This is a genomic window from Thermocrinis ruber (genome assembly GCF_000512735.1).
GTDB lineage: Bacteria > Aquificota > Aquificia > Aquificales > Aquificaceae > Thermocrinis > Thermocrinis ruber.
Genome location: NZ_CP007028.1, coordinates 584,932 through 606,775, shown reverse-complemented (window position 1 = coordinate 606,775; position 21,844 = coordinate 584,932). Strand labels below are relative to the sequence as shown.

Here is a 21,844-nt window from a genome sequence, read left to right as displayed (position 1 = left end):
TTGAAGAAAAGAAGTATCCAAGAAATCCTTGAATTTCTTGTGGAAGAAGAAGATCGTTTGGACAGATTTTTGGCAAGGGCTTATCCGGACTTTTCAAGAAGCTATCTGCAAAGGCTAATAGAGGAGGGGTACGTTTTGGTGGAAAACCAAGTTATCACGAAACCTTCAAAAAGGCTAAAGCGGGGGGAAAAAGTTTTACTCTTGGTGCCAGAGCCCGAGCCCTTGGAGATCCCTCCCGAAAACATTCCCATAAGGATAGTCTATGAGGATGCCCATCTTTTGGTGGTTGTCAAGCCCTGTGGTATGGTTGTGCATCCTTCGCCCGGTTATACTACTGGAACCCTTGTGAATGCCCTTCTTTATCATGTAAAAGACCTTTCTTCCATCGGTGGTGTAGAAAGACCGGGGATAGTCCACAGGTTGGACAAGGATACCATGGGGCTTATGGTGGTGGCAAAGAGCGACCAAGTGCACAGAAGTTTGGCGGAGCAGTTCAAAGAGAGAAAAGTCTTTAAGCTTTACAGGGCAATAGTTCAAGGGATAGTAAGCTGGGAACACAAAGTGGTGGAAAGTAGCATAGGAAGGCATCCCATAGACAGGAAAAAATTTGCGATAGTGGAAGGCGGAAAGTATGCCAAGAGTGAGTTTTTCGTAAAGGAAAGGTTTCCCAAACACAATGCCACCCTTCTTGAGGTGAGACTCCACACGGGAAGAACTCATCAAATCAGGGTGCATGTTTCTGCCCTTGGGCATCCCATACTGGGAGACAGAACTTACGGTTTTAAACCGGCGAGCGTCTCAAAGGAAATCCTTGAGTTGATGGGAAACTGCCACATGCTTTTGAGCTACAAACTTGGCTTTTTCCATCCGGTAGATAATAAATGGCTTGAGTTTGAAGTGAAGGATGTGGAACCCTTCAGTAAAGTGCTCAACTACTTAAGAGCTTCTTAAAGAGTGCCCTGAGGCGGTTTATACTACCCTCTCCACCCAGTTCAGTCTTTAACCTTGCAAAGGCTTCCCTTTGCCTTTGAGCGTCTATGTTGAGGGCCACAGATACAAGCTCTTGCCACGGTCTTTGAACTACCTCCGGGATCACACCCTCCTTTAGTATTAAGTTGGTTAGGGCTATGTGGGAAACCTTTGCCAACCTTTTACCCACCCAATAGGTAATAGGATTAACCCGATAAAAGACCACATGGGGAACTTCCAAAAGGCTAAGCTCCAGCTCTGCAGTCCCGCTTGCCACAAGCCCAAACTTGGCATAAAAGGAAAGGTTGTAGTTTGGCTTTTCTAAGTCCAAGGGTGTAAAAACCTTCACGGGCAGACCTTTAAAAAGCTGTTCTAGCTTTCTTCTGAAGGGTTCAAAGGTGGGAATAACCGCGGGCAGTTTGGTTTTTTCATACAGGACCCTGTAAGCCCTTTTGATATACTCGCCGTGATTTTTTATCTCACTCCAACGACTACCGGGCAGGATCACCAAGTAATCTTCCCACTCTACCAAACCCTTTACCTTTTCCTCTGGCAGTGTGGGTTTGGCTAAATCGGTGAGGGGATGTCCCACAAACAGGGCCTCCTTTCCGTACTTTTTGTAAAACTCCACCTCAAAGGGTAGGATAACCACAAGGTAGTCTGTGAGCTTTGAGATCACCTCCGCCCTACTTTCCCTCCAAGCCCAAACTTGAGGGGATATAAAGTATATGACCTTCTTTACTTTGTCCCTTATTCTTTTTAAAAGGGGAATGTTAAAGGCTGGTGCATCGCATAGGATAAAGGCATCCATATCCTTTGCAAGGCTCTCTATCTTGGAGTAAAGCCTTAAAACCTTTGGAATTTTTGGAATGGCTTCCCATATGCCTACTACGGAGATGTCTTCGTACCTTGCAATGCTTTTAAAACCAAGGGCTTCTAAGTTTTCATCGGTTAAGCCGAAAAATTCCACCGAGACAAAGTCTTTGAATATAGCCTGCAGGTAGTTGCTGGCAGATCTTTCCGCCACAGAAACAAAAACTTTCATTTAGCCTTTAAAAAGACCTTAAAATTACCATCTGGCTCCCTTTCCACTCTGCCCACCACGCGGTCCCTCTCCACAAAAAAGGCGTAGCTTATCTCCACTCTCCCGGAACTTCTAACGCTAACATAACGCTCTGCGGTGTAATTTTGCGTTGAATTTCTAAAGGTTGCCTTCAGATAGGTGCCATCGTGGTGCTCCATAACTTCCACAAAGGAAACTTCCATGTAGTTGTTGTCTTCTACGCACTCTTTCCAAAGGGAAGAGAGCAGGCCACCGGAGAGGCTTGCACTTACGCCAAAGTCAAGGTCTTCCTCTTCCACTTCCTTTAAAAGATTCTGCAGTTCCTCCTCAAGGACCTTTCCTAACCTTTGGACCTTCTCAAGGGCCTGCTCTTTGTAGCTCTCCTCTATGGGCATAAACCTATTATACTAAAGCCTTCTTTGGCGGTGGTGGCAGGAATGGTTCAAGTCCCTGCTCCTGAGCCCATCTTTGAGCCATTTCATAGGCTGCCTTTGCGGTGTCCAAATTCTTTTGTATGAGCTCTAATTTCTTTTTGAACTTCCTTTCCAAGGCAGAGTCCAAGGATGCAGTTCCACCAGATGCCACAAACTTTTTGAGGAACCTGGATTTTATACCTTCCTCTATGGCTTCCACGCTCACCACACCTATGGCACCAAAGAGGGCTCCAATCATAGCCATGTTGGTGGCAAGCTCAGTACCCGCTATGTCTATGGCGAACTTGGTGGCGTTGAAGTTCAAAACCTTTACCTCCAAGCTCTCCAGGTACTCCTTGTCCTCCTCGGTGAGAAGGTCTTCTTCTGAGTTTATGATGATCAGACCGTTCCTTTTTATACCAGAGTAAAAGGGCATGGTGTAGGATTTACCCATGGTGATCACCTGCGGGTGGAAGACCAGTATAATGTCTGGATAGACTACCTCTCCTCTATCAAAGATGGGCTCTATGGCAATACGGGCGTAGCTCTCGGCGGGTGCCATCCTCTTTTCTGCACCAAAGAAGGGGTTTGAGACCGCATAGTATCCTTCATAGTCCGCTGCGGTGGCTATTATATGGGCGGCGGTAACCGCACCCTGACCGCCCAAAGCAGGCATCCGTATGTTTAATCTTTTTCTCATCATAACAATCCCTCCTCTTTCTTGCGGTTTATAACCTCTTGGGCTTCTGGGGTTGCATACTCAAAGAAGGCGAACCTTTCTTTGTCCCTTGCCCTTGCTTCCTCCAAGCCATCGTCGGAGTTCAAACCTATCTCAAGTATGCAAGGGGTATAAAGGTGTATGTAAGTGGGTCCCACTTCCCTTGCTACATATATAGCCTTTTTGACTACCTGCTCTACCCTCTTAGGAGAAGATACGGTTAGCCTTGCCACGTAGTGGCAACCAGAGTCTATTGCCAACTGCCACATTGGAACCTTTTCAAACTGCTTGCCCTTGGGGGCCATCTTAAAGACATGCCCTTTGACGGTAGAACCGCTCTCCTGACCTCCTGTGTTTGCATAAACCTCATTGTCAAAGCATATGGTGGTGATCTTTTCCTGTCTGAAGAAGGACTGCAGTGTACAGTCAAGACCTATGTCTACAATAGCACCGTCGCCAGCCAAAACGATCACATCCTTTACCTTTTCTGGAAATCTCCACTCAAGGACCCTCTTTATACCGCTTGCCACTGCGTTTTGGTTTCCAAAGAGAGAATGAACAGTATGAAGGGCTATGTGTGGGAACACCAAAGAGGTGCAACCGGTGGAATTGACGATTATAGTGTCCTCGGGTGCGGGAAGGGATGCAAGGATATACCTAAAAGCCATTGACTCGGGACAACCTGCACACAGGGAGTGCTCCTCTATAAGTTCCTTGGCGTAAGGCAGGTCCATAACACCCCTTTTGGGATTGCCCCAGGTTGCCTTCTCCTCAAGGTCTATTATTTCTTTTGGAACAAATTCTCTAAGTGCTTCGTTTACTTGATAGATCTTATATGACATGCTTTACCTCCTTTCCAAGTATTTTTAAGACTTCTTTAACTATTACTTCAGGAGGCATTGTCATACCGCCTGCCACCCTTGGGGTTCCAATTATATCCGCGTCGGAACGTTTGTAAAGATACCTTCTGACCTCCCTCTCCAGCCATCCAACCACGTTGAACTCGGGCACAAAGATTGTCTTGGCGTTCTTTGTGGCGTTTATTAGCTCCTCAACGGGGAAAGGTCTTATGGTTTTTAGCTTTACCACCTTTGCCTTTATTCCTTCATCCTCAAGAAGCCTTACCGCCTCCTTGGACTGGGCTGCGGCGGTTCCACAGGCAACAAACACAATTTCCGCCTCTGGATCTCCAAACTCCTCTATGAGACCTCTGAGGTAGTGCTTTGCGTAAGGTCTGGACCTTTCTATGGCAGCCCTTACTTCAAACTGCCAGCTGGCATGCGTGGCGTAAGAGATATAGTTGGATTTCATAACAAAGGGGTCCCTGAGGAACCTTCCGGGAGGAACTTCTGCGTCTATGACCGGCATTGGAGCCTTGTATGGATCGTAGGGAGGCAAAGCTATATCATCTGGAGGCAACATCACAGCCTCTCTGGTGTGGGAAACAAAAAAGCCGTCTACTACGGTGATGACTGGAACATGGACTTCGGGCTTTTCTGCCACCACAAAGCCCGCTATGATCATATCAAAGAGGTCTTGGGCGTTTTCTGCATACCAGATCATGCATCCTGTATCCAGAAGGAAAGAAACCTCCAAGTTGTCAGGCTGTATAGAAAGTGGAGAGTTTATACCTCTTGCCATTAAAACCAACTGAACGGGAATCCTGGTACCAGCCCACATGGGGAAGTTTTCCATTGCCCTGAGGGTCCCTGGTCCGGAGGTAGTGGTTATACACCTTGCCCCAGCCATAGCACATCCTGCTATTTCAGACATAACGCCAAACTCGGACTCACCCCTGAAATAGACGCCCACATAGCCCTCTACCCACAGTTCACCAATCAGGTGCGCCGCCTCAGACTGGGGAGTTATGGGATAAGAAACGGATGCATCCACAGAGGACCTTTTGACTGCCTCTTTGACCGCTTCGGAACCGGTCATAAAATGCTTGGTCCTCGGGGCTTCAAAAAGTAAATAGTCGGGTGAAACCACCCTTTGGCCTGCCCTGTTGTATATAACCTTCTCTGTAGAAACTTGTGCCATATTGCACCTCCTTTCCTAAAAAATTTAAGTTAAATGTATTTTAAGAGCGGATTTTCATTATGATTTTACTCAGCTTTGTTTAGGATATAAAATAAAAGGCATGCCTTGGCTGTTGAGAGTTAAAAAGAAGTTTAACGCAGCACACTTTTTGACCAACTACCACGGAAAGCCAGAACCTCTGCACGGTCACACCTGGGCGGTGGAGGTCTTTTTAAAGGTGCACACCTTGGACGAGGGCGGTATGGGTGAGGACTTTGTGGAGATCTCTAAGTTTCTTGATGAAATCCTTCCAGATTACAAACTGTTGAACGAGGTGTTTGACTTTTCTCCCAGTGCGGAGAATGTGGCAAAATGGCTCTACGAAAGGGTTAAAGAAAGATACCCGACCGTCCAAAAGGTGGTGGTTTGGGAAACAGAGGACTGTGGCGCAGAATACTTTGAGGTATAATTTTAAAGCTATGCGAATAATCTTAGGCTTTGCCATACTTTTCACCTATATAGTAATGATTTGGGGAGGGGTGGTAAGGAGCACGGACTCGGGTTTGGCGTGTCCCAGTTGGCCCCTTTGCTACGGAGATTTTAGCCTACCAAAAGAGACCTCAGCCAAGTTGGAAATGGGACACAGAACGGTCAGTAGCATTGCGGGGCTCTTTGTGCTCTTGACCTTTATCTATGTTTGGAAGCACTTCAAAGGATTGCCCAGGCTTACCTCCGCTTTGGCTTTGCTTTTTACTGTAAGCGCTGCCCTTACAGGCATGAAGATGATAAAATCGGAAGCTCCCAACCTTAAATACGTTAGCCATATGCTCTTGGAATCCTTTCACATATACGAGTCTATGCTCATCCTAGGCTCCCTTGTGCTAACTTACAGGTTCATTCAAAAAGACAAGCCTACTGGTGATGGTATTCCCCTTTGGGCTTATACCTTTGCCCTTGCAACAATGATCACGGGTGTGTTGGTCAGATACACGGGCTCTGGCGAGGCTTGCGGTCACGAGTGGCCCACATGTGCAGGTGCCCTGATCCCAGACCTTTCCAACTGGCAAATTGCCCTGCAATTTATCCATAGGAACCTTGCTTACTTAACCTGGTTAGCTTTCCTGCTTTACTTGGTAGTTTCAAGGAGTCGGCTTGCCCTCTACACCTTTGCTTTGATAAACCTTCAGTTTGTCTTTGCCATCTCCATGGTTTTGAGCGGTTTCTTCCTTCCTTTGGTTTTTCTTGACACCGCCTCCGGCTTTTTCCTCTTTGCTTGGCTAACTTATCACCTAAAGTTAGGAGAACCACAACCTAACCTGAGGACCGCATGGTAGTAAAGACTTTAGTTAAAATGGCTTCTCTGAAGGATTACATACTCCTTACGAAGCCGGGTATTGTTCTTTTGGTGCTAATAACTACCCTAACGGGTATGTATTTTGCCCAGAGGGGTATGCCTCCGGTGGAGCTTGTTTTTTGGACTTTGCTTGGCACCGGTTTGGCTTCTGCGGGCTCTGCAGTTCTGAACCAATACTTTGATAGGGACATTGACGCCCTGATGGAACGCACTAAATCAAGACCTCTTCCCCTTGGCAGTGTGGCACCATCCCACGCCTTTTGGTTTGGAGTATCTCTACTTTCCCTCTCCTTCCTGATCATGTTCTTCTTTACAAACCCTATAGCCACCTTCTTTACCGCCTTGGCGTCTTTTTTTTATATTTCCGTATATACCCTTAGCCTTAAAAGAAAGAGCCCCTTGGCTACGGAAATAGGGGGTGTTGCCGGTGCAATGCCCCCGGTTATAGGCTATACTGCGGTTACTGGAAGCCTGAGCCTTGAACCTCTCATCCTCTTTCTGATCATGTTCATATGGCAACCTCCTCACTTTTGGGTTTTGGCTATAAAGTACGCCCAAGATTACAAAGTGGCTGGCATTCCCACCATGCCTGTTGTAAGAGGTATAGAGCATACAAAGGTTAGAACCCTTCTGTACACCGCTGGGCTTTTGCCCGTAAGCCTTCTGCCCTACTTTTACGGTATGGCTGGTGAAATATACTTTTTGTCCGCATCACTGCTGAGCTTGATCTATTTAGCCCTAACCTTGAAGTTTGTTTCTTCAAAGGAGCCAAAGGGTGGCTTTTTGTTTTTCTACTCAATCTTATACTTGGCCCTTCTATTTACCATTATGGTCTTTGATATGAGGAGATAGTGATGGAAAGACCGCTCTTTTTACTTTCTATTGTCTCTTTGGGTCTCGGTGGTCTTCTGGCTTTTTTGGTGGCGCTGGCACGCACGCCAATTCTTTATAAACTCTTCCCTCCCGGATACTTTTACCATGCCTTGGTGGGACATGTAGACTTGGCTATTGTGGTCTTTTTGCTCACCTTTACTATGCTTCTTTGGAACAGGATCATACCAAAGAGGGATCCCATTAGCTTCTATCTTGTCCTTTTAGGTTTCTTGGGCATAGCCCTTATTTCCCTCTCCGGCAAGGGTACCGCGGTCTCCAACAATTACCTTCCTACCATAGACCATCCCCTCTTTTTTGCAGGTGCTATACTCTTCTTTTCGGGCTTCTGGCTTGCGAGCATTGTTAGGCTTGATTTAGCCATAAAGAACTTATTCTCCAAGGACCCGACGATAAACAGCTTGAGCGCAAGCGTAGTCTTAGCCCTTATGATGCTTTTGGCAACCCTGACTTCCATACCTAAAACGGGTAGTCATTCGGAGCTTTACCTCTTCTACGAAAGGCTCTATTGGGCACCTGGACACATCCATCAGTTTCTGAACGGTGCAGTTTTACTATTTTCGTGGTACTTCTTAGCAAAACTCTTGGGAGTTGAGCACGAGCTAAAACTCTTGAGATATGCGAACCTTTCCTTTCTTTTCTTTTCAGTACTTTTGGTACTTGTGCCTGTGATCTTTGAAGACCCCGTCTCAAGGTCTGCAAAGGTTTTCACTGAGATATCCTACGCCATAGGACTTGGCATTCCTATCTTTTTACACGCCTTTAACATCCTGAGAAGACTTGTCTTTAACTACTCTGTTTATTCCATTACTCTTTGGCTTTCTATGCTCCTTTACTTTCTTGGAATCCTTATCGCCTACGCAGGGTTGAAGTCAGACCTTAGGGTTCCCGCCCACTACCATGGCGCGGTAACTAGCCTGACCTTAGCCCTAATGGGTATCTCCTACCACTTGGTAAAGGAGTATGGTTGGGTAAAGGATTTTCCAAAGGTGGCAAGGTTTCAGCTTTTCATGTATGGCTTTGGTATGGTGCTCTTTGTTCTGGGACTTTACTTTGCGGGCTTTAAGGGTGCCCCAAGGAAGACCTACGGCACAGGCTTTACCGACGACCCCTTTGTGCTTTTGTCCCTGGGTTTGATGATGGTGGGTACTGTGTTTGCAGTCATCGGTGGCGTTATCTTTGTTATCTCCATGCTAAGGATCAGCCTCAAGGGTAGACATGCCAGTATTTCTGCTAACTAACGACGATGGATACTTTTCTGAGGGTATAAGGGCCCTGAGGGAAGAGCTAAAGAGTCTTGGAAGGGTTATAACGATTGCCCCTGATAGAAATCTCAGCGGTGTGGGACACTCTTTGACCTTCAGCATGCCCTTGAGGATCAGGAGGGTAGATGAGGACTTTTGGACGGTTATAGGTGGAACTCCCGCAGATTGCGTACATTTGGGCTACTACGTTTTGCTTGATGGTAAAAAGCCAGACATGGTATGCTCGGGTATAAACGAGGGTCCCAACTTGGGCGAGGACATAACTTACTCGGGCACTGTCTCCGGTGCCATGGAAGGCCGAATTCTCGGAATACCCTCCATAGCCTTCTCCGCCTTTGGAGGAGAGAGTAAGAATTTTTCAGAGATTGCAAAGGTGGCAAAAAAGGTAGTTATAGAGGTTTTAGAAAAGGGTATGCCCGAAGACACATACTTGAACGTGAATATTCCCGATTTGCCCCAAGACCAAATAAAGGGCTTTTTGATCACCAAACAGGGCAGGAGGGCATACAAAGAAAAGGTTTTAAAACTCCTTGATCCGGGCAAAAAGCCCCTTTACTGGATCACCGCCACTGAGTTTGGATGGCACTTGGAGGAGGGTACTGACTATTGGGCTGTTTATCATGGCTACGTGTCCATAACACCCTTGCAACTGGACTTAACCAACTACAGGGCTATGGAGATACTTAAAAAGCGTTTAAAATTTACTACAGAGGTGGAAAAATGAGTGATACGGTGGGTGGAAAGAACGAGCTGTCTGCCATAAAGGCACCGCTGCTGAGGGAAGTAAGGAAGGGAGAGACAAGGAGGCACATAATATCTGTGCTCGTGCGCAACGAGCTTGGAGTTCTCGCCCGGATCGCAACCCTCATAGCGGGCAAGGGATACAACATAGAGGGATTGTCGGTGGGAGAGACTCACGAGAAAGGCTTTTCTTTGATGACCATAGAGGTAATAGGGGACGATGTGGTAATAGAGCAGGTGGTAAAACAGTTAAGAAAGCTCATAGATACCATAAAGGTTAGAGACCTAACAGATAGCCCCCATGTGGAGAGGGAGCTTGCCCTGATAAAGGTATATACCGCCACTCCAAGGGCAAGGGATGAGGTTCTCAGACTTACAGAGATCTTTAGGGGCAAGATCGTGGACGTCTCTCCAGATACCTACACGGTGGAGATCACGGGAGATGAAGACAAGATAAACGCCTTTGTGGAATTGGTCAGACCCTTTGGCATAAAGGAGATGGCAAGGACTGGAAAGGTTGCCCTGGAGAGGGAAGGTGTTTAGGGTTGTCTTTGAGAACTTTTATCTTAACAGAGAGCTTTTTTATCTCATAAACCACAACAGGCATCCCCTTTTGGATGCGTTCTTTTCCAAATTCTACCTTTTGGGCAAAGGTTGGGTTTTAATCCCGATTTTTATCGGTTTGTTTATTTTTCAAAAGGCAAGCCTTAAGGTGTTTTTATACACCATGGGCATATCCACCGTTTTGGTGGAGGTTTTAAAGAAACTCACCAAACAACCAAGACCCGCAACCCTTTTAGAGGATGTTTATCTTTTGGAGCCTTTGCATCTGAGCTCCTTCCCCTCGGGGGATAGTGCAATGGCCTTTGCCTTGGCTAGTTTTTTCCTCTGGCTCAATCCAAAGTTGGGTTTTGTCTTTTTGGTCTATGCTTTACTGATAGCCTACGGTAGAGTATATGTGGGAGCACACTTTCCCCTTGATGTTTTTGCGGGAGCCCTCATAGGCATCTTCTCCTTCTTGATTGCCCTACGCCTTGCATAAGGGGTTATGTGGTTTTTGTTTGGTCTCTTCTTTTTCATCTTTGGCAATTGGTTTTTGGGGCTGACCTCTTTGGATGAGGGTAGGAACGCCTCAGCGGTTTTAAACATGCTAAGCTCCAAAGACTTTTTAGTGCCCTACTACAACTGTCAGGTGCGTTTTGAAAAACCACCCATGCTTTACTATTTTGGATTGGTCTTTGCCAAGCTCTTTGGATTGAACGAGTTCTCCCTTAGGTTGGTCTCCGGGCTTTCTGCCTTTGGTGTGGGAATTTTCACATATCTTATGGCAAAGCTTTTCTTTGACAGGGAAACTGCCCTTAAATCCTTTTTGGTGCTTGCTACCTTGCCCCACGTGTGGGTGGAGTCAAGGGCTTTTGTCCCCGAGATGCTTCTTAACTTTTTTATGCTGGGAGGTCTTTACTTTTTCTTAACTAACAGAACCACCTTGGGATGGCTCTTTTTAGCCTTTGCCTTTTTAACCAAAGGACCGGTGGGCGTGTTTTTACCTCTGGGTGCTTACTTGATCCTCAGAAGGGATCTTGCATTTCTTCAATTAAAGGGCGTCCTCCTTTTCTTGTTGGTGGGAGGAAGCTGGTATTATCTCATGCTCTACAACTTTGGCTGGGCATACTTTCAAAAGTTTTTCATTTATGAAAACATAATGAGATACACAGGGCAAACTATCATCCATTCTTACCCCTTTTATTACTATCTTATCGTTCTTGCCGTTGCCTTCATTTTCTACCTTCCGGCCATTCCAAAGTTCTTTAAAAAGGAGCCAAAAATCCTTCCCTTCTTGCTTTGGGCTGTGTTTGTGGTTGTTTTTTTCAGCCTTGCCAAAAACAAACTGCACCACTACATAATCTTTTCTTATCCTGCCCTCTCCATAGCCTTCGCTTACCAGCTTTCTATGGATTACATAAAGAGGGTTTTGGTGATAGCCACTGTTTTCCTATTAGGTTTAAGTATGGGTGTGTATTTTTATGAAGAAAACCGGTTTCAAAGGAAGGCACTGCCCTTTCTAAAGGATTTTGACGGACCCGTATATTTCTACAGAGGAGCCGAGATATCCTCCATTCCCTTTTATTTGAAAAGATGTGTGCCGAAGATAGACCATGTTCCCAACCACAGGGCAATGCTCATAAGCAAAGAGGACATAAGGGAATGCAGGGAAATTTTGAAGGCAAGGGAGTTTGACGGCAACTACAGACTTTACATGTGTGAGCCTTAGCCAAGGATCTCCTTTTCTTTGGCTTCCGTTAACTGGTTTATTTCCTCTATGTATTTGTCCGTTAGCTTTTGGAGTCTTTCCAAAGCCCTCTTTATTTCGTCCTCAGAGACGCCCTCCTGATCCTCTATTAGCTCCTTTGCGTCCCTCCTTATGTTTCTGACCGCCACCCTCGCCTCTTCCGCCATCTTATGGAGCATGCGCACCAACTCTCTTCTTCTCTCCTCAGTTAGAGGTGGTAGAGTTAGCCTTAGGACGTTTCCTTGCTTTTGGGGTGTTATGTTTAAGTTTTCTATTATTGCCTTTTCCACCAGGTCCACCGCTCCCTTGTCCCAAACCTGCAGGACTATTTGGTTTGCCTCCGGGACACTGATAGAAGCCAACTGTTTTATGGGAACCTTTGAGCCGTAATAATCTACCTTAATCTCCTCCACTAAAGCGGTGCTCGCCCTTCCTGTTCTTAAGCCCGCTATTTCATTCTTGAAGTACTGAACCGCCTTTTTCATATCCTCTTCTGTGCTTTTGAAAATCTCCTCCATCATGTTTAATGATTATAGCATTTTTCTTGATGGTAATCATCTATGCCTTGCTAAAATGGGTATAAAATTTCCCTATGGCTAAGGTAAAGATTAACAATAAGACTTTTGAGATTCCAGCGGGTGTTAGGTTTGGAGAACTGCACCACGAGATAGAAAAGGCAGGCGTAGAGTTTGGATGCACCGACGGACAGTGTGGTGTGTGCGTATGCACTGTGAAGAAGGGCTTGGAGTGTCTTGCGGAGCCGTCGGAGACGGAGGAGGAAACCCTCTGGAGGATCGGCGAATACGAAGAGAACAGGAGGCTAACCTGTCAGCTGGTCATAGAAAAGGAAGGTTGCGAGATAGAGCTTGAAACGGATTAAACGGAGAGGGCGGGATTCGAACCCGCGGTAGGGCTGTAAACCCTACAACTCCTTAGCAAGGAGCCGCCTTCGGCCTCTCGGCCACCTCTCCTAACGAAGAATATTATAACCCTTCTTCATTTAAAATAAAAGTCCTATGAGCAAAACTTTGGTGATGAAATTTGGCGGAACATCGGTGGGAAGTTTGGAAAGAATAGAGAACGCTGCAAGGCGGGTGATAAAGAGACTACAGGAGGGCTATAGGGTAGTGGTGGTTTCTTCTGCTATGGCGGGTGAAACGGACAGGCTTATAAACTTAGCCAAGCAAATAGACCGTTTTCCCTCAGAGAGAGAGGTGGATATGCTCATAAGCACCGGGGAACAGCAAGCTATAGCTCTCTTTGCCCTCACCTTAAACAAGCTAGGGGTGCCTGCGGTTAGCCTCTGCGGATGGCAAGTTCCCATAATCACCGATAAGGTGCACACCAAGGCAAGAATAAAGAAGATCGGCATTCAGAGGATTAAGAATCTTCTTGATGAGGGATACACGGTGGTGGTGGCGGGTTTTCAGGGGGTCTCGGAGGATTGGGAGATCACCACCCTCGGTAGAGGTGGTTCTGACCTTTCTGCGGTAGCATTGGCGTACGCCCTAAACTGCGACTGTGAGATATACACCGATGTGCCCGGTGTCTTTACCGCAGACCCAAGGATTGTTGCCAAACCTAGAAAGATTCCCTACATATCCTACGAAGAGATGTTGGAAATGGCTTCCCTTGGGGCAAAGGTAATGCAGGCAAGGAGTATTGAGTTTGCCATGAGGTACGGTGTTAGAATACATGTTAGAAGCTCCTTTTCTGAAGAGGAAGGAACATGGATAGTACCGGAGGAGGAAGTCATGGAGAAGGTGGAGGTTAGGGCTATAACCTTGGACACAAAGGAGTCCCGTTTTACGGTGGTTAGGGTGCCCGACAGACCGGGCATAGCCTACAGCATTTTTAAAGCCCTTGGGGATGCTCACATAGTGGTGGATATGATCGTTCAGAACGTGTCCCATCAAGGCTACACGGATCTGTCCTTTACGGTAAATAAGGCTGATGCGGACAAGGCGGAGGAAATCGTCAGAAGGGTGGCAAAGGAGATAGGCGCAGAAGGTGTGGAGAGGGACGACCACGTGGCAAAGGTCTCTGTGGTGGGCATAGGCATGAAGAGCTCCTATGGCACCGCTGCAAAGATGTTTGAGGTGCTTTACAGAAACAACATAAACATAATGGCTATATCCACATCCGAGATAAAGATCTCGTGCCTCATAGAGGAAAAATACGGAGAGCTGGCGGTTAGAGAGCTACACTCTGCCTTTATAGAAGAAGGGGAAAAGGTGCAGGTTATAAACAGTTGAGCTTGGTAGTCCTGCTAACAGATTTTGGCGAAAAGGATGGCTTTGTAGGTGTTTTAAAGGGGGTAATGCTCTCCATAAATCCCTCTCTGAAGTTTGTAGACCTCACCCACCACATAGAACCTTTTAATATAACAGAAGGTGCCCTTGTGTTGAAGGCACACTACAGGTATTTTCCGAAGGGTAGTATATTTCTTGGCGTGGTGGACCCGGGGGTTGGCTCCCAAAGGAAGGCGGTAGCTGTCCGTTGTGACGATTACTTTTTTGTAGGTCCTATGAACGGTCTCTTTGACCTTGCCTTGGAGGACATAAAAAAACCTATAGAGTGTAGGCTGATTGAAAACTTTACCCTGCCAAGGGTCAACGAAACCTTTCATGGGAGGGATGTGTTTGCACCAGTCTGCGGCTACCTCTCAAAGGGTGTGCCTTTGGAGTTGGTGGGCAGGAAAATAGAATACGAGTTTTTGCTCAAGTGGGAGAAGGCGGTGGAGTTTGAGGACAGAGTGGAGGGAAAGCTTACCTACTTTGACAGATACGGAAACGCTATAACCAACGTGCCATGCGCACGCTGCTCCAAGGCTGTCTTCAGAGGAGAGGAAATAAAGGTAGTTAGCCACTTTTTGGCGGGGGAGAGGGGGAAACTAAACAGTCTGTGCGGTAGCTTTGGCTACATGGAACTTTTTGTTCCACTGGCAAGTGCCAGAGAGCTTTTTAACTTAGAGTTGGGGGAAAGGGTTGTCTTTTACTTCTGAGGTCTGAAGGCTTTCAGGCGATGTTCATAGGTGGTTATGTACGGACCGCCAATGAGTTCTATGCAGTAGGGAACTGCAGGGAATACCGCATCAAGGCACAGTTTTATAGACTGGGGCCTTCCGGGAAGGTTTATGATCAGGGTAGAGTTTCGGATGCCCGCAGTCTGCCTTGAGAGGATGGCGGTGGGGACCTGCTGTAGGGATACCTGTCTCATCAGCTCACCAAAGCCCGGAAGCATTTTTTGACAGACTGCTTCAGTAGCCTCCGGCGTCACATCCCTTGGTGCGGGTCCAGTGCCACCGGTGGTAAGTATCAAACAGCACCCTTCCACATCCGCCATGTGTATAAGGGCACCCTCTATAAGCTCCCTCTCGTCTGGGACTATGCGATAAACGACCTCAAAGGGCGAAGAGACCACCTCGTGGAGATACTCTATTATGTACTTTCCGCTTATGTCTTCGTACTCTCCTCTGCTTGCCCTGTCTGACACTGTTAGTACGCCAAACTTCGCCTTTTCCATCTTAAAGTGTAAGTTTAAAATATTATACTCTTTTTTTAAAGGAGTGTGCGATGACGGTGTGGGAATATGATGCATGCGGAGTTGGATTTGTATGCCACACAAAGGGTGAAAGAAGCCATCAGATAGTTAGGTGGGGCATAGAGGCGGTCAAAAACCTCACCCACCGGGGTGCAGTGGGTGGAGACGGTAAAACTGGAGACGGTGCGGGTATTATGCTGGAAATTCCAAGGAAATTCTTTGCAGATTACATAGAGGAAAAGGGACTCTCCATAAGCTCCTTGGACAATCTGGCTGTGGGTGCGGTCTTTCTTTATGAAGACGTGCGCTCCGCGGTGGAGGAGCACATCAAAAAGTCTCCCTTCAAGCTTGTGGGCTGGAGGGAGGTGCCTGTGGATAAGTCTGCGGTGGGAGAGTCCGCCCTAAAGGTTATGCCAAAGATCTTTCACCTCCTTTTGGATTGCGAGAAGGTGGAACCCTCCCTCAGGGAACTGGAGCTTTACCTTTTGAGAAGGTCCATAGAAACAGACAGGAAGCTTGGCAACAAGCTTTACTTTGCCTCTTTGTCTTCCAGGAAGCTGGTATATAAAGGGATGCTTGTGGCTCCTCAGTTGGATGTGTTTTATCCGGAGCTTCTGGACGAAAGGCTAACCTCTTGGTTTTGCCTCTTTCACCAAAGATATTCCACCAACACCTTTCCCAACTGGAACTTGGCACAGCCCTTTAGATACCTTGCCCATAACGGCGAGATAAACACCCTTTTGGGAAACAGAAACTGGATGCTTGCAATTCAACACGAGCTTGAACACGAACTATTTGGAGAACGTATAAAGCTTGTAAAACCTTTGGTCTCTTACGATGAAAGCGACTCTGCCTCTCTGGACAGGGTCTTTGAGCTTTTGGTTTTGGCGGGTTATTCACCCGAGCATGCTATCAATATGCTCATCCCACCCGCCTGGGAGTCTGTGCCTTGGCTACCAAAGGAGGTTATTCAGTTCTTTGAGTATCAGTCCCTTTTGATGAAGCCCTGGGATGGACCCGCCGCCATTGCCTTCACCGATGGGGAGGTGATCGGTGCCCACTTGGACAGAAACGGTCTTAGACCCTCCCGCTACATCCTTACCGAGGACAACGTACTGGTGCTTGGCTCCGAGGTGGGAATGATAGACCTCTCTGGGAGAAAGATCAAGGAAAAAGGAAGGCTCGGTCCCGGAGACACCCTTTTGGTTAACCCTAAAGAGGGAAAGATAGAAAAGACAGAGGAAATACTTAAAAGGCTTGCAGACCAAAAGCCCTACGGCGAGTGGCTCGAAAAACACCTCAAAAGGCTAAAGGACTTTGTTAAAGATCAAGCCATTGACATAGAAGAGGACAAAGATCTTATAAGAAAGCAAGTAGCCTTTGGCTACACACAGGAGGAGATAAAGAATGTTCTTTCCTACATGGCGGAGGAGGGAAAGGAGCTGACGTTCTCTATGGGAGACGACACGCCCATACCACCACTTTCTGAGAAGCCCGTGCTTTTGTTTAGATACTTCAAGCAGAGGTTTGCCCAGGTTACCAACCCACCCATAGACCCAATAAGGGAAAGGGCTGTAATGTCCTTGCGTATGAACCTGGGCTACAAGAGGAACTTTCTCAAGGAAACTCCAGAACACGCAAAAAGGCTTCAAATAGAGAGTCCCATTTTACTACCAGAGGAGTTTAAGGCTATCCTTGAGCAGAAGGACTTTAAGGTTGCCTGGATACCCATGACCTATCCCAAGGAAAGAAGCTACTGCGTTGTGGAGCTTCAGGATCTGGCAGGTGAGCGTCGGATCACGGACATTTTGTACGACGCCATGTATGAGGGTGTTAGCATATGCGACCTGAGGCTGGGTGTGGAGATTGTGTGCAGAAGGGTGGAGTCCGCAGTGCGCGAGGGTGCGGAGATCGTGGTGCTTTCAGACAGGAACATAAATAAATACCGTTTGGCGGTACCAAGCCTTTTGGCGGTCTCTGCAGTCTTTAAATGGTTAGCGGAAAGACAGCTTTCCAACAAGGTCTCCATAATAGTAGAAACGGGAGAGGCAAGGGACACTCATCATATAGCCTGTTTGATAGGCTACGGTGCGTCCGCAGTGTATCCATACTTGGCATACCAAACCATAAAGGACCTTTGCCAAAAGGGAGAGATCAAACAGCCCTTTGAAAAGGCAATCCTTAACTACAAGAAGGCTTTGGAGGATGGGCTTTTGAAGATCATGTCCAAGATGGGCATATCCACCCTCAACTCCTATCAGGGTGCAAAGATCTTTGACACGGTTTGCCTAAATAAAGATTTTGTGGAAGAATACTTCCCGGGCACGCCCGTTACCCTGGAGGCAGATGGCATCTTTGAAGTGCAAGAGAGCTTGCTGATAAGACACGATGCGGGATACGAGGTGGATCAGCCTCAGCTTGACTATGGGGGGCATATGAAGTTCCGCAAGGGTGGAGAGTGGCACGCTTGGTCTCCCTTTGTGGTAAGAGCACTTCATAAGTTCTTGGAAACAAAAGACTATCAGGATTACAAAGAATTTTCAAGGATCGCCAACGAAGAAAGACCAACCTTTATAAGACACCTTCTAACTTACAAAAAGGCAGACCAACCCATTCCCTTGGAGGAGGTGGAGCCCGAAGAGAGCATTCTAAAGAGGTTCGTCACTGGTGGCATGTCCTTGGGAGCCCTCTCTCCAGAAGCCCACGAGGTTTTGGCGGAGGCTTGCAACAGGCTCGGTATGAAGAGCAACTCGGGAGAGGGTGGAGAGGACCCAGCAAGATACTGGACCATAAAGAACTCTGCCATAAAGCAGGTGGCGTCCGGTAGGTTTGGAGTAACGCCCACCTACTTGGCATCCGCCAAGGATTTGGAGATCAAGATCGCCCAAGGGGCAAAGCCCGGAGAAGGTGGGCAACTGCCCGGGCACAAGGTCAGCGAATACATCGCAAAGCTCAGGCATGCCCAACCGGGTATAACCCTAATATCTCCCCCACCCCACCACGACATTTACTCCATAGAGGACTTGGCACAGCTCATAAACGACCTAAAGGAGGCAAACCCCCAAGCCAAGGTGTGCGTAAAGCTTGTGGCAGAAACGGGAGTGGGCACAGTTGCAGCGGGAGTAGCCAAGGCATACGCAGATATAGTCCAAGTTAGCGGTGCGGAGGGTGGCACTGGTGCAAGCCCCTACAGCTCCATCAAGAACGCGGGCAACTACTGGGAAATCGGACTTGCGGAGACCCAAAGGGTTTTGATGGAAAACAACCTGAGGGACAAGATAAGGGTGAGGGTGGATGGGGGCATGAGGACGGGCAAAGATGTGATCATTGCTGCCCTTTTGGGTGCGGAAGAGTTTGGCTTTGGCACCGCTGCCATGATAGCGGAAGGATGCGTAATGGCAAGGTTGTGCCACACAAATCAGTGTCCTACGGGCGTTGCCACCCAAGACCCCAAATACAGGGAAAAATTCAAGGGCAAGGTGGAAAATGTGATGGCTTACTTTAAGGCGGTGGCAAGGGAGGTAAGGGAGATCCTTGCGGAGATGGGCTTTAGAAGCCTGGATGAGATCATAGGAAGGCGGGACCTTTTGGAGGTTGTTAGCTTTGACCACATACCCGGCTCCAAGCGTGTAAAGCTTGAGGAGTTTTTGAAGGAAGACTATCCAAAGGACAAGCCCCTCAGGTGTTTGGTGGAAAGAAACGACAACCCACGCAGGAGCACCTTAGCCAAGCAGTTGGAGGAGGAAATTGTTCCCTACATAGAAAAAGGGCAGAAGGTCCATAGAGAATACACCATAAGAAACATAGACAGGAGCGTGCCCACACGCCTTGCCTACTACATAGCCCTAAAATACAGGGATGAAGGGCTTCCGGAGGATACCATAAACTTGGTCTTTGTGGGCACTGCAGGACAGAGCTTTGGTGCCTTTAACCACAGGGGTATGTCTTTGACCCTTCTGGGCGATGCCAACGACTATGTAGGCAAGGGTATGTATGGGGGAAGAATCGTCCTAAAACCTTTGGATGTGGAGGACACTCAAAACCACGTGATCATGGGCAACACATGCCTTTATGGTGCAACGGGCGGAGAACTCTTTGCGGCGGGAAGGGCAGGAGAACGCTTTGGAGTAAGAAACAGCGGAGCCATCGCAGTTGTGGAAGGAGCTGGTATGCACTGCTGTGAGTACATGACGGGGGGCATAGTGGTAGTTCTTGGTTCTGTGGGCTACAACCTTGGTGCGGGCATGACCGGAGGCTATGCCTATGTGTTGGACCCAGAATTGCCAAAGAAGATCAACACCTCCTATGTGTTGGCAAGAAGGCTCATCTCCGAGGCGGAAAAGGAGGAGTTAAAGAAACTGATAGACAAGCACTACAAATACACCCAAAGCCAGTGGGCAAAGTATATCCTAGAAAACTTTGAGGAGTTTGCGGAGAAGTTCTACAAGGTGGTTCCCTTAGAGGCTTGCAAGAGGGATGCCTTTGGGGCTACCGATGTTTGCGAGGTGGAGGTAAAGTCATGAAGAGGGTTATCTTAGCTTACTCGGGAGGGCTGGACACCTCCGTAATAGTGCGTTGGCTATCGGAAAGGGGCTACGAAGTGATCACCTACACCGCCGACGTGGGACAGGGAGAGGAACTCACAGAGATCCCACAGAAGGCTAAAGCTTCCGGGGCAGTGGATGCCATAGTGGAGGACCTAAAGGAGGAATTTGCAAGGGAGTACTGTTTGCCCACCCTAAGGGCCTTAGCCCTCTACGAGGGAAGGTATCCTTTGACTGCATCCCTCTCAAGACCGCTCATTGCCAAAAAGCTGGTGGAGTATGCAGAAAAGTTTGGGGCAGACTTTGTAGCCCACGGCTCCACAGGAAAGGGAAACGACCAGGTGAGGTTTGAGCTGTCCGTTTGGGCTCTGAACCCAAACTTAGAGGTTTTGGCACCGGTGAGGGAGTGGGAGTTCAAATCTCGGGAGGAAGAGGTGGAGTATGCCCTACGTCATCAGATACCCGTTAAGGCTACCAAGGATAAGCCCTACTCCATAGACAAGAACCTTTGGGGTATCTCCATAGAGTGCGGACCCTTGGAGGATCCATGGACAGAGCCTCCCGAGGACGCCTTTGAATGGACCGTATCCCCAGAGAAAGCCCCCAACGAGCCTGAGTATGTGGAGATCACCTTTGAAAAGGGAGTTCCCACCCAGTTAAACGGAAAAACCTACGAAAAGCTCAGCGAACTGATCCTTGATTTGAACCGGATTGCAGGAAGGCACGGTGTGGGACGTATAGACATGGTAGAAAACCGCCTTGTAGGTATAAAGAGCAGGGAGGTTTATGAGGCGCCCGGGGCAACGGTTCTATACAAAGCATACCAAGACCTTCTTTCTTTGACCACAGACAGATGGACCTTTCACTACTTTTTGACCCACATACCCCACGAATATGCCAAGCTCGTCTATGAGGGCCTCTGGTTTTCTCCCCTGAGGACTGCCTTGGATGCTTTCACAGAAAGCATAGCCCAGTTTGTTAATGGCACCGTAAGGCTCAAGCTGTACAAAGGTCATGCACAGGTAGTGGGAAGGAAATCGCCCAACTCCTTGTATGTGGAAGATTTGGCAACCTATTCAGAAAAGGATGCCTTTGACCACAAAGCGGGAGCCCAATTTACAAAGGTCTTTGGACTTCCCCTAAAGGTCCTTGGGAGGGTAAAGAATGCTCATAGCGGTTCCTCTGACAGATAAAAACTTTGAAGAGGACGCAAAGGCTATAAAGGATTTAGGTGCGGATGCGGTAGAGGTTAGGGTAGACCTCTTTGAGGACAAAAGCCTGGATAAGGTCCTTTGGTGTTTGCAAAAGGCAAAGTCCTTAGGTCTTTTGACCATTCTGACCATAAGGAGCCCGCAGGAGGGTGGCAAAGAGGTCCCAAACAGGAGAGAGCTCTTTGAAAGGGCTTGCCCCCATTCAGACTACACAGACATTGAACTTTCCTCCCAAGACCTCCTCCCCTTTGTGAGGGATTTAGTGAAGGGCTCAGGGAAAAAACTCATCATCTCCTACCACAATTTTGAGCTAACACCCGCCAATTGGATCTTGAGGGAGGTCTTCAGGCAAGCCAGAAGATGGTCTGCAGACATAGTAAAGGTGGCGGTAAAAGCCAACTCCTACCAGGACACCGCAAGGCTCTTGTGCCTTTGCGAAAAGGAGGAGGGAGAAAAGATCATAATAGCTATGGGTAAATACGGAAAAATCTCCCGCTTGGCAGGATACATTTTTGGTAGTGTAATAAGCTACGCCTTCTACCGGTCTGCCACCGCAGAAGGTCAGCTCTCCTTGGAGGAGATGGTAAGACTAAAAAGAGAGTTTTACCCTTGAAGAGGGTTCTCCTTACCCGTTCGAAGGACGATATAGAGAGGGACAGAAAGCCCTTTGAAAAGGAGGGCTTTGAGGTTATAGCTTTGCCCCTCATACAGGATGTGCCCTTGGACTTTGATATGCCAGAAGGTCCCTTTGATTTTGTGCTCTTTCAGAGCCAAAAGGCGTAAAGTACTTTTTCGCTAAGTGTTCTTTAACAGGGAAAGAAAA

The 21,844-nt window shown here is 47.7% G+C and carries 23 protein-coding genes and 1 tRNA gene; 16 read left to right on the top strand and 8 right to left on the bottom strand.

Annotated elements, in window-relative coordinates; all coding sequences use genetic code 11:
* Positions 1-951 carry an RluA family pseudouridine synthase gene (locus THERU_RS03275; protein ID WP_342666008.1) on the top strand — a complete coding sequence of 317 codons (951 nt, stop codon included), beginning with the start codon at positions 1-3 and terminating at the stop codon, positions 949-951.
* Here THERU_RS03275 and lpxB read toward each other — a convergent pair.
* Genes lpxB through THERU_RS03250 form a run of 5 tightly spaced genes read right to left on the bottom strand, consistent with a single transcriptional unit; the run spans position 929 to position 5,203 of the window.
* Positions 929-2,014: a lipid-A-disaccharide synthase gene (gene lpxB / locus THERU_RS03270; protein ID WP_025305850.1), complete on the bottom strand. Its 1,086-nt coding sequence runs from the start codon at positions 2,012-2,014 to the stop codon at positions 929-931. The genes THERU_RS03275 and lpxB overlap by 23 nt on opposite strands.
* Positions 2,011-2,427 carry a hypothetical protein gene (locus THERU_RS03265; RefSeq protein WP_025305849.1) on the bottom strand — a complete coding sequence of 139 codons (417 nt, stop codon included), beginning with the start codon at positions 2,425-2,427 and terminating at the stop codon, positions 2,011-2,013. Before THERU_RS03265 ends, lpxB begins: the two co-directional genes overlap by 4 nt.
* A gap of 7 nt (positions 2,428-2,434) precedes the next feature.
* Positions 2,435-3,148, bottom strand: coding sequence for a 2-oxoacid:ferredoxin oxidoreductase subunit gamma family protein (locus tag THERU_RS03260; protein WP_025305848.1), 714 nt, complete (start codon positions 3,146-3,148; stop codon positions 2,435-2,437).
* Positions 3,145-4,005 (bottom strand): thiamine pyrophosphate-dependent enzyme, encoded by an 861-nt coding sequence (locus tag THERU_RS03255; protein WP_025305847.1) that lies wholly within the window; start codon positions 4,003-4,005, stop codon positions 3,145-3,147. The genes THERU_RS03260 and THERU_RS03255 overlap by 4 nt, the downstream gene beginning before the upstream one ends.
* Positions 3,995-5,203, bottom strand: coding sequence for a transketolase C-terminal domain-containing protein (locus THERU_RS03250; RefSeq protein WP_025305846.1), 1,209 nt, complete (start codon positions 5,201-5,203; stop codon positions 3,995-3,997). Before THERU_RS03250 ends, THERU_RS03255 begins: the two co-directional genes overlap by 11 nt.
* Before the next feature lie 100 nt (positions 5,204-5,303).
* Between THERU_RS03250 and THERU_RS03245 the strand changes: the two genes are divergently transcribed.
* Genes THERU_RS03245 through THERU_RS03210 form a run of 8 tightly spaced genes read left to right on the top strand, consistent with a single transcriptional unit; the run spans position 5,304 to position 11,705 of the window.
* Entirely contained in the window at positions 5,304-5,651 is a 348-nt protein-coding gene (locus THERU_RS03245) for a 6-pyruvoyl trahydropterin synthase family protein (protein ID WP_025305845.1), read from the top strand.
* A 10-nt stretch (positions 5,652-5,661) separates the two neighbouring features.
* Positions 5,662-6,516, top strand: a complete 855-nt coding sequence (locus tag THERU_RS03240) for a COX15/CtaA family protein (protein WP_025305844.1) — start codon at positions 5,662-5,664, stop codon at positions 6,514-6,516.
* Positions 6,517-6,533: 17 nt separating this feature from the next.
* On the top strand, positions 6,534-7,388 hold the full coding sequence (cyoE, locus tag THERU_RS03235) for a heme o synthase (RefSeq protein WP_245565849.1): 855 nt from the start codon (positions 6,534-6,536) through the stop codon (positions 7,386-7,388).
* Between the two features lie 2 nt (positions 7,389-7,390).
* Entirely contained in the window at positions 7,391-8,668 is a 1,278-nt protein-coding gene (locus tag THERU_RS03230) for a cbb3-type cytochrome c oxidase subunit I (RefSeq protein ID WP_025305842.1), read from the top strand.
* Positions 8,646-9,416: a 5'/3'-nucleotidase SurE gene (surE, locus tag THERU_RS03225; protein ID WP_025305841.1), complete on the top strand. Its 771-nt coding sequence runs from the start codon at positions 8,646-8,648 to the stop codon at positions 9,414-9,416. The genes THERU_RS03230 and surE overlap by 23 nt, the downstream gene beginning before the upstream one ends.
* Positions 9,413-9,976, top strand: a complete 564-nt coding sequence (gene ilvN, locus THERU_RS03220) for an acetolactate synthase small subunit (RefSeq protein ID WP_051402150.1) — start codon at positions 9,413-9,415, stop codon at positions 9,974-9,976. Before surE ends, ilvN begins: the two co-directional genes overlap by 4 nt.
* Positions 9,969-10,475 (top strand): lipid A 1-phosphatase LpxE, encoded by a 507-nt coding sequence (gene lpxE, locus THERU_RS03215; RefSeq protein ID WP_025305839.1) that lies wholly within the window; start codon positions 9,969-9,971, stop codon positions 10,473-10,475. Before ilvN ends, lpxE begins: the two co-directional genes overlap by 8 nt.
* A 6-nt stretch (positions 10,476-10,481) precedes the next feature.
* Positions 10,482-11,705, top strand: coding sequence for an ArnT family glycosyltransferase (locus THERU_RS03210; RefSeq protein ID WP_025305838.1), 1,224 nt, complete (start codon positions 10,482-10,484; stop codon positions 11,703-11,705).
* Here the strand turns inward: THERU_RS03210 and frr are convergent.
* Positions 11,702-12,244: a ribosome recycling factor gene (frr, locus tag THERU_RS03205; RefSeq protein WP_025305837.1), complete on the bottom strand. Its 543-nt coding sequence runs from the start codon at positions 12,242-12,244 to the stop codon at positions 11,702-11,704. The two genes, THERU_RS03210 and frr, sit on opposite strands and share 4 nt — an antisense overlap.
* A gap of 71 nt (positions 12,245-12,315) precedes the next feature.
* Between frr and THERU_RS03200 the strand changes: the two genes are divergently transcribed.
* Positions 12,316-12,603, top strand: coding sequence for a 2Fe-2S iron-sulfur cluster-binding protein (locus THERU_RS03200; RefSeq protein ID WP_025305836.1), 288 nt, complete (start codon positions 12,316-12,318; stop codon positions 12,601-12,603).
* Between the two features lies 1 nt (position 12,604).
* Here the strand turns inward: THERU_RS03200 and THERU_RS03195 are convergent.
* Positions 12,605-12,694, bottom strand: a tRNA-Ser gene (locus THERU_RS03195).
* A gap of 45 nt (positions 12,695-12,739) precedes the next feature.
* Between THERU_RS03195 and THERU_RS03190 the strand changes: the two genes are divergently transcribed.
* Positions 12,740-13,978: an aspartate kinase gene (locus tag THERU_RS03190; RefSeq protein WP_025305835.1), complete on the top strand. Its 1,239-nt coding sequence runs from the start codon at positions 12,740-12,742 to the stop codon at positions 13,976-13,978.
* Positions 13,975-14,727, top strand: coding sequence for an SAM hydrolase/SAM-dependent halogenase family protein (locus THERU_RS03185; protein ID WP_025305834.1), 753 nt, complete (start codon positions 13,975-13,977; stop codon positions 14,725-14,727). Before THERU_RS03190 ends, THERU_RS03185 begins: the two co-directional genes overlap by 4 nt.
* Here the strand turns inward: THERU_RS03185 and mog are convergent.
* Entirely contained in the window at positions 14,718-15,248 is a 531-nt protein-coding gene (gene mog, locus THERU_RS03180; RefSeq protein WP_025305833.1) for a molybdopterin adenylyltransferase, read from the bottom strand. The two genes, THERU_RS03185 and mog, sit on opposite strands and share 10 nt — an antisense overlap.
* A 50-nt stretch (positions 15,249-15,298) precedes the next feature.
* On the opposite strand from mog, the gene gltB reads away from it, so the two are divergent.
* The 4 genes from gltB to THERU_RS08675 are packed head-to-tail and all read left to right on the top strand — an operon-like array spanning position 15,299 to position 21,804.
* The gene (gene gltB, locus THERU_RS03175) at positions 15,299-19,789 is read left to right on the top strand and encodes a glutamate synthase large subunit (protein ID WP_025305832.1); all 4,491 of its coding nucleotides are present in this window, start codon (positions 15,299-15,301) and stop codon (positions 19,787-19,789) included.
* Entirely contained in the window at positions 19,786-21,003 is a 1,218-nt protein-coding gene (locus tag THERU_RS03170) for an argininosuccinate synthase (protein WP_025305831.1), read from the top strand. Before gltB ends, THERU_RS03170 begins: the two co-directional genes overlap by 4 nt.
* The gene (gene aroD / locus THERU_RS03165; protein ID WP_025305830.1) at positions 20,975-21,634 is read left to right on the top strand and encodes a type I 3-dehydroquinate dehydratase; all 660 of its coding nucleotides are present in this window, start codon (positions 20,975-20,977) and stop codon (positions 21,632-21,634) included. Before THERU_RS03170 ends, aroD begins: the two co-directional genes overlap by 29 nt.
* Positions 21,631-21,804: a uroporphyrinogen-III synthase gene (locus THERU_RS08675; RefSeq protein WP_245565848.1), complete on the top strand. Its 174-nt coding sequence runs from the start codon at positions 21,631-21,633 to the stop codon at positions 21,802-21,804. The genes aroD and THERU_RS08675 overlap by 4 nt, the downstream gene beginning before the upstream one ends.
* Positions 21,805-21,844 lie beyond the last annotated feature (40 nt).

Coding starts and splice junctions, on each gene's coding strand:
- THERU_RS03265 (WP_025305849.1), bottom strand. CDS start 2,427: ATGCCCATAGAGGAGAGCTACAAAGAGCAGGCCCTTGAGAAGGTCCAA.
- frr (WP_025305837.1), bottom strand. CDS start 12,244: ATGATGGAGGAGATTTTCAAAAGCACAGAAGAGGATATGAAAAAGGCG.
- THERU_RS03210 (WP_025305838.1), top strand. CDS start 10,482: ATGTGGTTTTTGTTTGGTCTCTTCTTTTTCATCTTTGGCAATTGGTTT.
- THERU_RS03240 (WP_025305844.1), top strand. CDS start 5,662: ATGCGAATAATCTTAGGCTTTGCCATACTTTTCACCTATATAGTAATG.
- THERU_RS03200 (WP_025305836.1), top strand. CDS start 12,316: ATGGCTAAGGTAAAGATTAACAATAAGACTTTTGAGATTCCAGCGGGT.
- THERU_RS03260 (WP_025305848.1), bottom strand. CDS start 3,148: ATGATGAGAAAAAGATTAAACATACGGATGCCTGCTTTGGGCGGTCAG.
- THERU_RS03245 (WP_025305845.1), top strand. CDS start 5,304: ATGCCTTGGCTGTTGAGAGTTAAAAAGAAGTTTAACGCAGCACACTTT.
- ilvN (WP_051402150.1), top strand. CDS start 9,413: ATGAGTGATACGGTGGGTGGAAAGAACGAGCTGTCTGCCATAAAGGCA.
- THERU_RS03230 (WP_025305842.1), top strand. CDS start 7,391: ATGGAAAGACCGCTCTTTTTACTTTCTATTGTCTCTTTGGGTCTCGGT.
- aroD (WP_025305830.1), top strand. CDS start 20,975: ATGCTCATAGCGGTTCCTCTGACAGATAAAAACTTTGAAGAGGACGCA.
- mog (WP_025305833.1), bottom strand. CDS start 15,248: ATGGAAAAGGCGAAGTTTGGCGTACTAACAGTGTCAGACAGGGCAAGC.
- THERU_RS03170 (WP_025305831.1), top strand. CDS start 19,786: ATGAAGAGGGTTATCTTAGCTTACTCGGGAGGGCTGGACACCTCCGTA.
- lpxB (WP_025305850.1), bottom strand. CDS start 2,014: ATGAAAGTTTTTGTTTCTGTGGCGGAAAGATCTGCCAGCAACTACCTG.
- surE (WP_025305841.1), top strand. CDS start 8,646: ATGCCAGTATTTCTGCTAACTAACGACGATGGATACTTTTCTGAGGGT.
- THERU_RS03250 (WP_025305846.1), bottom strand. CDS start 5,203: ATGGCACAAGTTTCTACAGAGAAGGTTATATACAACAGGGCAGGCCAA.
- THERU_RS03190 (WP_025305835.1), top strand. CDS start 12,740: ATGAGCAAAACTTTGGTGATGAAATTTGGCGGAACATCGGTGGGAAGT.
- cyoE (WP_245565849.1), top strand. CDS start 6,534: ATGGCTTCTCTGAAGGATTACATACTCCTTACGAAGCCGGGTATTGTT.
- THERU_RS03255 (WP_025305847.1), bottom strand. CDS start 4,005: ATGTCATATAAGATCTATCAAGTAAACGAAGCACTTAGAGAATTTGTT.
- gltB (WP_025305832.1), top strand. CDS start 15,299: ATGACGGTGTGGGAATATGATGCATGCGGAGTTGGATTTGTATGCCAC.